The sequence below is a fragment of the Bacillus gobiensis genome (genome assembly GCF_001278705.1).
GTDB classification, from domain to species: domain Bacteria; phylum Bacillota; class Bacilli; order Bacillales; family Bacillaceae; genus Bacillus; species Bacillus gobiensis.
In genome coordinates, this window is the sequence record NZ_CP012600.1 from 296,633 (window position 1) to 310,191 (window position 13,559).

15 protein-coding genes and 1 pseudogene are annotated in these 13,559 nt (G+C 39.8%); 12 read left to right on the plus strand and 4 right to left on the minus strand.

Annotation, left to right across the window (positions count from 1 at the left end):
- Window positions 1-19 precede the first annotated feature (19 nt).
- Window positions 20-919, minus strand: coding sequence for a TIGR01777 family oxidoreductase (locus tag AM592_RS01355; protein WP_053602121.1), 900 nt, complete (start codon window positions 917-919; stop codon window positions 20-22).
- 89 nt (window positions 920-1,008) lie between these two features.
- On the opposite strand from AM592_RS01355, the gene recX reads away from it, so the two are divergent.
- Both recX and AM592_RS01365 read left to right on the plus strand, forming a co-directional pair.
- Window positions 1,009-1,818 (plus strand): recombination regulator RecX, encoded by an 810-nt coding sequence (recX, locus tag AM592_RS01360; RefSeq protein ID WP_053602122.1) that lies wholly within the window; start codon window positions 1,009-1,011, stop codon window positions 1,816-1,818.
- Complete coding sequence (locus tag AM592_RS01365) at window positions 1,802-2,110, plus strand: YfhH family protein (protein ID WP_053602123.1); 309 nt, start codon at window positions 1,802-1,804, stop codon at window positions 2,108-2,110. The genes recX and AM592_RS01365 overlap by 17 nt, the downstream gene beginning before the upstream one ends.
- 45 nt (window positions 2,111-2,155) lie before the next feature.
- Here AM592_RS01365 and sspK read toward each other — a convergent pair whose 3' ends face one another.
- Window positions 2,156-2,305: a small, acid-soluble spore protein K gene (gene sspK / locus AM592_RS01370; protein ID WP_053602124.1), complete on the minus strand. Its 150-nt coding sequence runs from the start codon at window positions 2,303-2,305 to the stop codon at window positions 2,156-2,158.
- Window positions 2,306-2,424: 119 nt separating this feature from the next.
- Between sspK and AM592_RS01375 the strand changes: the two genes are divergently transcribed.
- The 4 genes from AM592_RS01375 (at window position 2,425) to AM592_RS01390 (ending at window position 6,849) form a co-directional block, all read left to right on the plus strand.
- The gene (locus AM592_RS01375) at window positions 2,425-2,694 is read left to right on the plus strand and encodes a YfhJ family protein (protein ID WP_053602125.1); all 270 of its coding nucleotides are present in this window, start codon (window positions 2,425-2,427) and stop codon (window positions 2,692-2,694) included.
- Between the two features lie 228 nt (window positions 2,695-2,922).
- Window positions 2,923-3,882: a glycosyltransferase family 2 protein gene (locus AM592_RS01380; protein WP_053605943.1), complete on the plus strand. Its 960-nt coding sequence runs from the start codon at window positions 2,923-2,925 to the stop codon at window positions 3,880-3,882.
- Complete coding sequence (locus tag AM592_RS01385; RefSeq protein WP_053602126.1) at window positions 3,863-4,258, plus strand: GtrA family protein; 396 nt, start codon at window positions 3,863-3,865, stop codon at window positions 4,256-4,258. Before AM592_RS01380 ends, AM592_RS01385 begins: the two co-directional genes overlap by 20 nt.
- Entirely contained in the window at window positions 4,255-6,849 is a 2,595-nt protein-coding gene (locus AM592_RS01390; RefSeq protein ID WP_053602127.1) for a YfhO family protein, read from the plus strand. Before AM592_RS01385 ends, AM592_RS01390 begins: the two co-directional genes overlap by 4 nt.
- On the opposite strand, the gene AM592_RS01395 is transcribed toward AM592_RS01390, so the two are convergent.
- Window positions 6,846-7,826, minus strand: coding sequence for a metal-dependent hydrolase (locus tag AM592_RS01395; protein ID WP_053602128.1), 981 nt, complete (start codon window positions 7,824-7,826; stop codon window positions 6,846-6,848). The genes AM592_RS01390 and AM592_RS01395 overlap by 4 nt on opposite strands.
- Window positions 7,827-7,997: 171 nt before the next feature.
- Between AM592_RS01395 and mutY the strand changes: the two genes are divergently transcribed.
- A complete protein-coding gene (gene mutY, locus AM592_RS01400) occupies window positions 7,998-9,092 on the plus strand; it encodes an A/G-specific adenine glycosylase (RefSeq protein ID WP_053602129.1) in 1,095 nt (364 codons plus the stop codon).
- 10 nt (window positions 9,093-9,102) lie between these two features.
- Here mutY and AM592_RS01405 read toward each other — a convergent pair whose 3' ends face one another.
- Window positions 9,103-9,327, minus strand: coding sequence for a hypothetical protein (locus AM592_RS01405; protein ID WP_053602130.1), 225 nt, complete (start codon window positions 9,325-9,327; stop codon window positions 9,103-9,105).
- Window positions 9,328-9,416: 89 nt separating this feature from the next.
- Here AM592_RS01405 and fabL point away from each other — a divergent pair, with 89 nt between their 5' ends.
- From fabL to AM592_RS01430, 5 genes and pseudogenes are all read left to right on the plus strand, one after another.
- Complete coding sequence (gene fabL, locus AM592_RS01410) at window positions 9,417-10,169, plus strand: enoyl-[acyl-carrier-protein] reductase FabL (protein WP_053602131.1); 753 nt, start codon at window positions 9,417-9,419, stop codon at window positions 10,167-10,169.
- A gap of 90 nt (window positions 10,170-10,259) precedes the next feature.
- Window positions 10,260-10,403: pseudogene (locus tag AM592_RS01415) on the plus strand (gamma-type small acid-soluble spore protein); the annotation flags it as partial.
- Between the two features lie 173 nt (window positions 10,404-10,576).
- Window positions 10,577-10,834: a YgaB family protein gene (locus AM592_RS01420; protein ID WP_053602133.1), complete on the plus strand. Its 258-nt coding sequence runs from the start codon at window positions 10,577-10,579 to the stop codon at window positions 10,832-10,834.
- 142 nt (window positions 10,835-10,976) lie between these two features.
- Window positions 10,977-11,507: a nucleoside tri-diphosphate phosphatase gene (gene ntdP / locus AM592_RS01425; protein WP_053602134.1), complete on the plus strand. Its 531-nt coding sequence runs from the start codon at window positions 10,977-10,979 to the stop codon at window positions 11,505-11,507.
- A 91-nt stretch (window positions 11,508-11,598) separates the two neighbouring features.
- A complete protein-coding gene (locus AM592_RS01430; protein ID WP_053602135.1) occupies window positions 11,599-13,341 on the plus strand; it encodes an ABC transporter ATP-binding protein in 1,743 nt (580 codons plus the stop codon).
- The last annotated feature ends 218 nt before the right edge of the window (window positions 13,342-13,559 follow it).

A 13,559-nucleotide genomic window follows, 5' to 3' on the forward strand; every position in this document is an offset into this window, starting at 1 on the left:
CAATCAATTCGTGACGTTACTATGATTGTATGAGATTATCGAGGGCTTCATTTATATGAGGGAAATTATAATTGTAGTCCTGCAATAAAGCTTTTTTTGGAAGGACACGCTGGCCCTTCAAAATCATCATGCTCATTTCGCCAAGTGCAAGCTGGAGCAAAGGAGCAGGCGCCTTTAACCAATGAGGGCGGCCCATAGCAGAACCAATCGATCGACCCAATTCATTCATCTCTATGGGATTCGGGGACGTAATGTTTAGTGGGCCAGAGATATCCTGCCTGCTGATGGCATTCATGATCAGGTCACAAGCATCGTCTACATGTATCCAGGATAACCACTGCTTGCCGGATCCGATAGGCCCGCCACCAAAAAATATATAGGGCAGCTTCATCATTAGCAGCGATCCGCCGTTTGCTCCCAGGACAATGCCGAATCTTGTATAGACTGTCCGGATTCCAAGGCTTTCAATTTGTCTTGCTTCCTCTTCCCATTTGTGAGAAACATGGCTTAAGAAATCTTCATTTGAGGTAACAGAATCCTCTGTAAAGGTGTTTTCAATTGAGGTGCCGTAAATCCCCACTGCACTCGCTTGGATAAGGACAGCCGGATTTTTCTCATTGGCCTCAATTAAGCGTTTGACTTCTCTAGTTGCTTGAATCCTGCTGGTGAGAATTGCGTCTTTATTTTTTCTCGTCCAACGTGTAAAGATTGATTTTCCTGCCAGATTAATCCAAGCATCGATGTCTGGAAGGCTGCTTTCAGGAGCCGAATCATCTGTTACCCACTTGACGTATGTAACATTTTCTTCGGCTTTCTTTGGATTTCTTGTTAAAATATAAACATGATGCCCGCGAGTGGTCAAAGTTTTTGTCAGATGTTCTCCTATAAAACCTGTACCGCCCGTAATTGCAATATTCATAAAAGACCGCTCCCATCCTAACTATATGACCTTACCCTATTATGACAGTTCTTAATCAGAATAAAACGCATTTGATTGGGGGTGTAAAAGTGGCCTATATTACAAAAATATCAGCACAGGAAAAAAACAAAGATCGTGTTAATGTTTTTCTCGATAATAAGTACGCCTTCAGTGTTGAATTGGATGTTGTGGCACAATTTAATTTGCGAAAAGGCAAGGAACTTGATGATTTGCAAATTGAAGAAATTCGGTTTGCGGATGACGTAAAAAAGGGATTCCACAAAGCGATTGGCTATTTATCCTTTCGAATGAGGTCGGAAAAAGAAGTAAGAGATTTTCTTGCTAAAAAAGAAGTTTCTTTCTCGGCTTCAACTGAAATCATCTACAGGCTCAAGGAGTTAAATTATTTAAATGATGCGTCTTTTGCCGAAGCGTACGTAAGCACCCATCGGAAAACTAATCGTAAAGGTCCGGCAGTTCTAAAAAGAGAGCTTAAAGAAAAAGGGGTTTCCGAGGAAGCGATCACGGATGCTTTACAGACGTTTTCTTTTGAAGACCAGATGGAAGAGGCAAAGGTTCTCACCCAAAAATTTTTAAAAAAAGGAAAAAAGGTGTCCACGAAGGAAACGAGCCAGCTGATTCAACAGCAGCTTGCCAGAAAGGGTTTCCCGTTTGATGTGATCAATGCGGTTCTCGATGAGATTGAGTTTGAAAATAATGAAGAGGAAGAACAAGAGGTACTAACTCTTCATGCTGAAAAAGCAATGAAGAAATATAAGTACGATGGGACATTTGAAAAAAAAATGAAGGTCAAGCAATTTTTATTTCGCAAAGGCTTCGACGCTGACATGATCGAAAGCTTTTTAGAAAAGAGGGAAGATCATGGAGAAAAGATATAGTGAAATGTCGGAATATGAATTGAAGACAGAAATTGCGGCGCTTGCTGAGAAAGCGAGGAAAGCAGAGCAGCTGGGGATTATTAACGAATTTTCTGTACTCGAAAGAAAAATAGCAATGGCAAAATCGTATTTATTGAATCCTGAAAACATTAAGACACAAACGAACTATAAGATTGAAGGTTCAAATGAGGAATTTTTTGTGAAGTATCTTAATGGCGTGTTCGCTTGGGGGTTTCGCCGTGAAACCCCTGAAAAGGAGGAGGCAGTGCCAATTTCTCTTTTGGTGAAATAAGAACAAGGAGAATTCCTATGTTACTCGGAACTTCTCCTTTTCTTGTCAATCCTTCCCGGAAGCCCGCATTCGTTCTTGCGGTCGGGTATTCGTTGAACCATCAGGACGTTTTGAGGCATAATTATCTAGTGGGCGGGGTGCCCCTTCAAAGTTGCTTGTATTTAAATTGGGGAAATCCTTTGCTTTGTTTCTCATTGGTCCATCCCACCCTAGTTAATTGTTGCGTCTTCATATAAGAAGACGTAAGGTTATTATATGGAGTACAATGGTTTAATACAGTGAAAGTTTTTTCCTGCAAAAAGGAGGTAAGGGACATGAACACCTACTTTGAAAAGCTGACGGCAGCTCTTTTAGAGAAAAATGACATGCTGAGCTATGCTCAGGCACGTACATGGGTAGAGCTTCTGTGGGAGGATTTTGAATCGACCTATGCAAAAGCCGGACAGAAATATAAAGGAAAAGACGCTACTGAGCGCGTGGTTTTGGAGTGGATAGAAAGCTATGGAAGCCAGCTGCATTTGTTTCCATCCAATCATCCCAAATATAAAGATATTTTTAATTCTGATGACTATCTGCTTCATTAAGCTTAAAAGTGTCAGTCTCCCGTCACTTGGTGAGGGGGGCTATTGTGTTGCCGAAATATCTCGCGTAAAAATAATGTAAAGGCAAATACTAAAAAGGCATTCACAAATTCTTTACAACTATGTACGCTTATTATGCTTTACAATAAGGAATGAATTGAATTGAAGAAACGGTCAAAAAATGGCTCGAAGATTTTTCAATCTGTAAGTGAGTCAAAAGAAGGTGGATTTATGAAAAACGGAATCATATCCATTGTTATTCCATCCTATAATGAAGCGGAGAATGTCAGGTTAATTTACGATGCATTAATCGAGGAATTTGATGCTTTTCAATATAATTGCGAAATTCTGTATGTAAATGATGGAAGCTCCGACAATACGTTGTACGAAATGAAAGAATTATCGAGGATCGACAGAAGAGTAAAATATATATCCTTCTCAAGAAATTTCGGGAAAGAGCCAGCGATTCTTGCCGGTCTGCAGCATGCTTCCGGAGAGGCTGTCATTGTGATGGATGCTGATCTTCAACATCCAACCTATTTGCTAAAGGACTTTATTTATGGATATGAAGAGGGATTCGATCAGGTCGTAGCCCAGAGGAACAGAAAAGGGGACAGCCCATTCCGGTCATACCTTTCATCAATGTATTACCGCTTTATTAACAAAGCGGTTGAAGTCGACTTGCGTGACGGGGTCGGCGATTTTCGCCTGCTAAGCAGAAAAGCGGTTGAAGCTTTGCTCAAATTAAATGAAGGCAACCGCTTTTCGAAGGGGCTGTTTTGCTGGATTGGTTTTGAGCAAAAAACGATTTATTATGAAAATGTCGAACGGAAGAACGGGACAACGAAATGGTCGATACGAAATTTATTTAATTACGGCATTGACGGAGTCGTATCATTTAACAATCGTCCATTACGAGTATGTTTTTATGCTGGTATTTTTATACTTCTTCTGTCAATATTTTATATCATGTTCGCATTTGTTAAAATATTGCAGGATGGAATCTCGGTACCCGGATATTTTACAATTATTTCGGCTGTACTTTTCCTGGGCGGAATCCAGTTATTAAGCCTTGGAGTTATTGGCGAATATATCGGAAGAATTTACTATGAGACCAAGAAACGCCCGCATTATCTAATAAACGAAGCAAATACTGTCTACGAGGAAAAAAATGAAAAAAATAAACTTTGAATTTTTTCGATTTGTCATTGTCGGAGGAATAAATACAGGCACCTATTATTTGATTTATCTTTCTTTGCTTAAGCTGGCGCATTTCGATTATATGGCAGCCCATCTAACGGGTTTCGTCATCAGCCTTGTCATATCTTTTTTTCTGAACTGTTTTTTTACGTTTAAAACGAAACCAACTTTAGCAAAATTTTTGCAATTTCCGCTCACTCAATTGTTTAACGTCATTATGTCTTCTATATTGATCTATGTATTTGTCGACGTTTTTTCTCTGTCGAGTGTGATTGCGCCAATAGCTGCTTTATTTATTACAGTCCCAGTAACTTATATTGTAACAGGGAAAATATTAAAAAAAGAAAAAAACGAGGAGGCCGCATGAATAAAAAAACAGGATGGATCGTTGCGATTTGCAGCATCTTCATTTCCATACTGGCCCATTCTTTTTTTCTGACGGAGTGGCGGAACGGCAGATATATGGTTGGCCCGAATGATGGGTTATCGCAGATTGTGACATTTAAAAAGCTTTTATATGAAGAATTTACGCAAGGAAACTTCTTCTATTCCTACTCTTTCGGAATGGGCGGAGGGATATTCAGCCAGCTGGGGTATTATTTTACAACCTCGATGTTTTTTATTCTGACAGTAGCAGTTGTATTTCTTTTGCAATCATTGTCGATCATTGGCCAGCCTGATGCGTTGTTTTGGGCACAATCTGCTGTGTTTATCAGCATAGGAAAGCTCGCATTTATTATAATGACTGCCTGGTTTGCCTTTTACCAGCTGGTAAAAAATAAACTGGCTGCCTTTACCGGGGCGTGTATTTACGGACTGTCCGTCATATATTTCCGTCATACGGGTTTTTGGGAATTTTTCACTGACGCTTTTTTGTGGGTTCCATTGCTTGTACTAGGTGCAGAACGGGTGATCCGTGAAAGAAAGCCTGCATTATTAATCGTTGCATGCTCGCTTACCTTAATTAATAATTTTTATTTTGCATACATAAACCTAATTTTTCTATTCATATACGCTGTTTTCCGATATGTTATAAAAATTGATGAAAATGAAGCCACGCTGTGGGAGCAGCTGAAGCTATATACAGTTTCCGTTATTTTGTCATTTGGCATCAGCGCTTTTTCTTTTGTAACATCTGTATACGGTTTTTTACATAATCTCCGGCCTGCCTATGATCAGAAGATTAATTGGTTCGCATTATCAGATGATATTCTTTTTTCTAGCCGTACGATCGTTTTGCCAGCTGTATTTGTTCTGTTTCTATTTATTTTTTCCTTTTACAAAAACAGAACGTATCTATTATTTGTATCGATAAGCGGTTTGCTGATATTTCTTCATTTTAGCCCAATGGCTGCCAGTGCATTTAATGGCTTATCAGCGCCTCAATACCGCTTTGAATATCTATTGTCATTTACAATCGGCGGAGCAGTGGCAGCAGGAATGACAATGCTTTCTAAAGTCGGGAAAAAAAGCGTTCTTGTTGCGGCGTCTATTGGATTGTTTATTTATCTTATTGCCCGTTGGATCTATATTTTGTTTGATGCGAGCGAACAAGATCTAAAAACTGACATGGTTATCTATGCTATTGCAATAATCGCTGTCTTTATCTTATATGCCTTTAATAAAATCCGGCGCTTTCCTGTCATTTTGCAAATGGCGGTTATCTTAATAAGCATTTTTACAGTGAACACTTATCAAGAACATACTTTATGGAATGTAGGAGACTTATATAAAGTATCAAAATCCTACATAAATAGTGAAGAGTATGATGGAGATGAGCAACGCCAGCTTATTAATGAAATAAAAGACCGTGATCCTGACCCGTTTGCAAGGATTGACTGGATGACAGATACTAGAAACAATACGCCGATCATCCAGAATTTTAATGGCTTTAGCGTATATTCAAGTATTTTAAACAGAGACTTGCTTGAGCTGTATTGGTATGATCTGAATATAGATATGAAGAGAGAAAGCGTAAGCAGATATGCTGGTCTTGGAGACCGCACTAATTTGCACAGCATCTTTTACGGAAAGTATTTTATAAAGGGGAAAAACGGGAAAACAGGAGATGTCCCTTACGGCTTTTCAAAGGTGCTTGAAAACAAACACTATGAAGCATATGAAAACACAAATCTGCTGCCGTTTGTCCGAACGGAAAATACAGCATATTCCGAGGACTCTTTAAAAAATGCTCCTCCGCTTGCGAGGGAGCATGCTATGCTTGAAGGGATTGTACTGGAGAATGCCGATGATGAAGCAAAGCCACCTCAAGTAAATAACATCATCGGAGACTCTGAGCTGAAAACGGTCGATGCAACCTATGAGAACGGAGATCTTTCCGTCACCGGAGATCGAGGAGGAATTGATGTTATCGTTCCTGATCAAGATGCCAACAAGGCAGAGGATTACTATATCAGCTTCCATTTAGAAAATAAAGCGGCAGATGAGCTCTATGAATTGAGAGTCAATCAATACGAAACGTCCAGGAAATCGAATAAATCGATATATAAAACAGGCGTAAATCAACTAACGATTCGGGTGCCTGCTCAAGAGAAGATATCGATCCGTTTGCCAAAAGGGGAGTATAAGCTAGAGGATCTGAAGCTTTATGCAGAATCCTATGAACTTCTTGAAGAGAAGAAAGAGGAGAGTCCCCCTGAAGCGAGGATCAACTGGAACAAGAATAAGCTCAATATCAACTTGAAAAATGAAAAAAATGACCGTTTTATGGTCATCCCTGTGCCTTATGAAAAAGGATGGGAGGTTACAGTTAACGGAAAGAAAGGGGAGTTAGAAAAAGCTAATTATTCCTTTATTGGCATACCGATTGCAAGTGGTGAGAATAACATAGAACTTACCTATTATCCGCCATTCCTCAAGCTTACTTTAGCTGTATCAGCAGTTTTTCTGCTTTTAGCTTTATTCTACTGCAGAAGAATAAAAAAACTTGGCTCTTAAACTGAGCCAAGTTTTAATTTTTTTTGCAGTTTTTCTTCACTGAAAATCCATCCCGTATAGGAGGACAGAATTTCTAATTCCTTATCCATCCGTACGATTGCGACAAATGGATAATGCCCTTTGCTTCTGTATCTTAAGTCAATAAATTTAACTTCATAATGGTCCTTATACGTATCGACTTCCCATTTGTATACGGGAGAAAAAGAGAGGAAGGCAGATAAATTATCATCTTTTTTAGCAGCCTTCATAATAGCTGAGTCAGGTACAGGGACACGGTTAAACGTATCGAGCATGACAAGCTTTCCGTCCATGCAGCGGCCGACGTGAAAGGATGATTTTGTTTTTACTGCAATTCTCCATTGTTTAAATTTCATTGTTGGAGAAATGATAATTTCTTCGATATCGCCATACTTTTCATGAAGCTTTTGTTTAATTTGGTGCTGCATGAAAATCCTGAGCCCGTAATATCCGGCTAATATAATGTAGAGACCCAAAAAGGTGAAGCCTGGATGCCCGCCGGCGTACCAAATTAAAATCGCGACGATATGGCTCAAAAAAATAAACGGGTCAAATGTATTAATTATGCCTAAGGCTACCCACTTTTTTGAAAACGGGCGGACTGCTTGTGTACCATATGCATTAAAAATATCAACAAATACATGTAATACAACAGCAATAAATGACCAAAGCCATAAATGGAAGAAACTCGCTTCCGGAAAAAATAAATAAAGGATACCCGGAATGAGCAATGACCAGGCCGCCACTGCCGGTATGGAATGGGTAAACCCTCTGTGGTTTCGTATATAAACAGCATTGTTTTTTAACTTTAAGATGGTATCCACATCAGGAGCCTGTGAACCTATTAAGGTTGCAAGCATCACAGCGTGTGCCAATGAAGGATTTGATCCGATTGCGGGATCCAATGTTGCCATTCCTCCAAGCCCTATACCCATGACTACGTGAGTGCCAGTATCCATTGAAAACCTCCTGTATGAATCGATCGGGGGAATTTCTTGGTATTGTTCATTTTCGCTTTTTCTTCAAATGCTTTTAATGTAACATATTATCGTATATGTGTTTAGTTTACAACAAATCGTGCACATAAAAAAGTTTCATTATAGTTAAGATTGTTAACAAGGAGTTTTAGAATGGAGAACATTGTAGATAAACTAATTGCAATAAATATCGAGAATTTTCAAACTGATTTAATCAACTGGTACGAAAGGGAAAAAAGAAGTCTGCCATGGAGACTGGATCAAGATCCTTATAAAATTTGGGTATCTGAAGTCATGCTTCAGCAAACGAGGGTAGAAACAGTTATCCCGTATTTCGAAAATTTCACGAAGCAATTTCCTACAGTCCAAGCTTTGGCCGAGGCAGATGAAGAAAAGGTTTTAAAGGCTTGGGAAGGATTGGGATACTACTCACGTGTCCGTAATTTACAAAGTGCAGTAAAAGAAGTGGCTGAAAAATACGGAGGAACAATTCCCCGTTCCACAGAGGAATTCGGCAGTTTGAAGGGTGTTGGCCCATATACGAAAGGTGCTGTTCTTAGTATTGCTTATCAGCTTCCTATCCCCGCAGTTGACGGAAATGTGATGAGAGTCGTCTCGAGAATACTTGGGATATGGGATGATATTGCGAAGGCGAAAACGAGAAAAATATTTGATTATGCAACTGAACAAATGATTTCAAAAGAAAAACCATCCGAATTTAACCAAGGCTTAATGGAGCTTGGGGCGATAATCTGTACCCCGAAATCCCCTTCGTGCATGCTATGCCCTGTTCAAGCTCATTGCAACGCATTTGCAGGCGGTTATGAACGGGAGCTCCCTGTCAAAAGCAAAAAGAAAAAGCCCGCGGTAAAAAGTCTTGCTGCAGCAGTACTGAAAGATGAAGATGGCAATTATTATATTCATAAACGCCCTTCTTCCGGCCTGTTGGCCAATTTGTGGGAATTTGCTAATTTGGAAACGGAAAAGGGGAATAAGACAGAACGAGAGCAATTAACTGATTTTCTAAAGGATGGATTCGGGGTAGAAGCTGATATCGGTGAAATACAAGGTGTTGTTGAACATATTTTTACCCACCTTGTATGGAATATTTCTGTGTATTTTGGCACAATAAAGCATTGCAGGGAAGACACGTCGTTAAGAAAAGTAACTAGGGAAGAGATGGAAAGATATGCATTTCCAGTTTCCCATCAAAAAATTCGGAATATGTATGAATTAGACAGAAGATAAGTCATCCTGCCTAATCAAATGTTATCGACGTACCGTGGGTATAATCTGCTTCATTTCTGTGAAGCCCGCCTCTTTCCTCGATTTCATTTATAACTTCCTTGTAGATCATTTGCCCTTCTTGGTTCAGATAAGGCATAATTTGTTGGAAGGCATGATGAAAGTAAGCGAGCTCCGTGTCCTTCCAATCCTTTTTAGATACCATTGTTAACTCGCTGAAGTCACGTCCTACATACACGGTGAATAGCCTCCCTGAATTAATACATTTTTTCAGGCTTATTTTAAACGGACACGAATGTAAATATACTTTTTAGGAGATGTGTTTTTATGGAAGAAAGAAAATGTGCTCTTGTAACTGGCAGCAGCAGAGGAGTTGGAAAAGCCGTTGCATTGCGTTTGGCTGCAAAAGGATATAATATCGTTATCAACTACGCGAGAAGTAAGAAAGCTGCACTTGAAACAGCTGAGGAAATTGAAAAGCTGGGTGTAAAAGCATTAGTTGTAAGAGCAAATGTCGGTCAGCCCGAAAAAATAAAAGCCTTGTTCGAAGAGATTGAAAATGAATTCGGCAGGCTTGATGTTTTTGTCAACAATGCCGCTTCAGGCGTTTTGCGCCCCGTGATGGAACTTGAAGAAAGCCACTGGGACTGGACGATGAACATTAATGCCAAGGCGCTTCTTTTCTGCGGACAAGAAGCGGCAAAGCTAATGGAAAAAACGAGCGGCGGTGCTATTGTCAGCATCAGCTCACTCGGATCGATCCGTTATTTGAAAAACTATACGACTGTCGGCGTCTCCAAGGCGGCTCTAGAAGCTTTAACGAGATACTTGGCAGTAGAGCTATCTGAAAAAAATATCGTCGTCAATGCCGTATCCGGCGGTGCAATCGATACAGATGCCCTGAAATCTTTTCCGAACAGGGAAGAGCTTTTGGAGGATGCGCGCAACAATACGCCGGCAGGACGAATGGTTGAAATCGAAGATATGGTTAATGCCGTTGAATTTTTGATTTCCCCTCAGGCTGAAATGATTCGCGGGCAAACAATTATTGTTGACGGCGGCAGATCGATGCTTGTCTGATTTTTTTAGAAATCATGTATAGCCTGATTGTCTCCTGCGCAAATTAATCTTTGTGGAGGTGATATAACGATGGCTAAACAACAACAACCAAGCAAAACTAACGCTCAACAAGTTAAAAAACAAAACCAAGCTGCTGCACAAGGACAAGGACAGTTTGGTACTGAATTTGCAAGTGAAACAAATGCTCAACAAGTAAAGCAACAAAACCAAAAAGCTGAACAAAACAAAAAATAAAGAGCAATTAAGAAAAAGCACTTCGTCATTCGGCTGAAGTGCTTTTTTTATATGACCAGAAAACATCTGACAAAACTTCTAAAAGTCCTACATAAAGCGTCAAAGGAATCGTGTCATGTATAACGAACTGAATAATAGGAAAGAAATAGGAGCGGTATAGGAGGAGGTAATACATGGCTGTTTTTGAAGAATTAGTGGGCAGGCAAATGAAGATTATGGATAAGCTGTTAGCATTGCAAAGTGATATTGAAAGGTGTCAGGAGTTTGAAAAAACATTAACGGCATTAGGAGAAATGGAAGAATTGGAAGCTTTGCAGAAGGAAATTGCTTGTAAAAAGAGGGAACTTGACGAAATTCAAGAATTATTTCAGAAACAGACTAAGCAAGTGATCATGACCTTTCAAAAGTTGGAGGAACCATCTTCTTTATAAGAAATAAACAGATATGCTGTTCCTAAACAAGGAATAGCTCTTTTATTTTCAATTTTTATTTTCTAAAGTTATAATAGGAAAAAGAAGGTGCCAAAAAAGAATCGAAGCAACTGGTTTCATAGAGAAAGAAGGGGAGGAAAAAATGGCTTTTCCCAAGGAAGGAGAAACCATACAAATTCATAGCTTTAAACACAATGGACGCATTCATAGAATATGGAGTGAAACAACAATATTAAAAGGGTCGGAAAACTGTGTCATCGGTGGAAATGACAGAACAACTGTGACTGAAGCTAACGGGAGAACCTGGATAACAAGGGAGCCGGCAATCTGTTATTTCCATGCCCATCAGTGGTTCAATGTAATAGGCATGCTTAGAGAAGATGGTGTTTATTATTATTGCAATATAAGTTCACCGTTCGTGTATGAAGAAAATGCCTTAAAATATATCGACTATGATTTAGATGTAAAGGTATATCCTGATATGACTTACCATATTTTAGATGAAGATGAATACAGTGACCATAAAACTGCAATGAACTATCCAAAGGAAATTGATGCGATCTTGAAAAACAATTTAAATACTCTGCTGCACTGGATCCATCAAAGAAAAGGCCCATTTGCACCAGAATTTGTCGACATGTGGTACGAACGTTATTTGCATTATGCAAAATAGTCTCAGGGAAACCTGTTGTCCTTAGAACAACAGGTTTTTATCAGTGTAAAATTAGTTACTCACATACCATACAGATAGAGGAGGTTACCATGTGAGAGTCATTCGGCGTTATTTGGAATTTGTGAAACCATACAAATGTCAGATTGCCTTCACAATATTAATTGGCATTGTTAAATTTTCAATCCCGCTTGCCATGCCGTTGCTGCTGAAATATGTAGTGGACGATATCATTGGAGGAGACGGTTCAAGTTCTGGAAAAACGGCATCACTGCTGACAGTGATGGGGATTATGTTCGCTGTTTTTCTTATCTTGCGCCCGCCTGTCGAATATTATCGGCAATACTATGCTCAATGGACCGGCAATAAAATTTTATATGATCTAAGAAATTTATTGTTTGATCATATACAAAAGCTGAGTCTTCGCTACTATGCCAATACACGGGCAGGAGAAATTATTTCCCGGGTCATTAACGACGTAGAGCAAACGAAAAATTTCGTCATTATCGGATTAATGAACGTCTGGCTGGATATGGTGACGATCCTCATTGCTATCGTGATTATGCTCACTCTTGATGTGAAACTCACTTTGATTTCAATTATTCTTTTTCCGCTTTACGTGTTGTCAGTTAAATATTTTTACGGAAGGCTGCGAATATTGACGAGAGACCGGTCCCAGGCTTTAGCAGAGGTACAGGGCCATCTGCATGAGAGAGTTCAAGGAATGCCCGTGATCAGAAGCTTTGCCATTGAAGATTATGAGCAGAAACAGTTCGACGAGGAAAACAGAAATTTTCTAGATCGGGCAACGGATCATACGAGCTGGAATGCAAAGACGTTTGCAGTTGTTAATACGATTACAGATTTGGCCCCTCTAATTGTTATTGCCGTTTCAGGATACATTGTCATAAATGGAAATCTGTCAGTAGGAACAATGGTCGCTTTTGTCGGTTATATTGAACGAATGTACAATCCGCTTAGAAGGCTGATCAATTCATCTACAACTCTCACACAGTCGATTGCTTCAATGGATCGAGTATTTGAATTTATTGATGAGCCCTATGATTTGACAGACAAGCCTAATGCATTGAAGGCAGATCATATTTCTGGAGAGGTCGAATTTAAGGAAGTCTCGTTTCAGTATGACAAAAACGAAGCTCCTGTGCTGGACGGTCTGTCATTACACGTAAAAAGAGGAGAGACAGTGGCGCTTGTCGGAATGAGCGGCGGCGGAAAATCGACATTGGTCAGTCTTATTCCGAGGTTTTATGATGTCACATCAGGCAGCATTACGGTCGATGGGGTTGACGTCAGAGATTACGAGGCAAAAAGCTTAAGAAACCAAGTTGGAATGGTACTTCAGGACACCTTTTTATTTAGCGATTCCATTCGGTCGAATATTACAATCGGAAAGCCGGATGCTACAGAGGAAGAAATCATTGCTGCTGCTAAAGCTGCAAACGCCCATGAATTCATCAGTAAATTCCCCTTAGGCTATGATACGAAGGTTGGCGAACGGGGAGTGAAGCTTTCAGGCGGACAAAAGCAGCGTATCTCCATTGCAAGAGTATTTTTAAAAAATCCAACGATCTTGGTTTTGGATGAAGCAACGTCGGCACTCGACTTGGAAAGCGAGCATTATATTCAGGAAGCGATGGAAAAGCTGGCGATGGATCGCACGACTTTTATCGTTGCCCACAGATTATCAACGATTACTCATGCAGACAAAATTGTCGTCATTGAAGACGGGAAAATTGTCGAATCCGGTTCTCATGAAGAATTAATGAGAAAACCGGGAGCGTATCAGCACTTATTTACAATCCAAACATTAAATTAAAAACCTGAGTAATCAGGTTTTTTTTATCCCGCATTAACGGGCAGTAAGACCATCACCTAAAGGGTTATGAGTGTAAACAAGTAATCCTTCCTAGGTGAGGGATAACTTCCCGTAAAAGCTAGGGTTGGCTTCAACTAACAATCAGTGGGGGATGAATGTACGAAGGCTAATTACTTAGGCGTCCTGTGCGGGCGCCTTCACTAGCATATCCTAAGCGT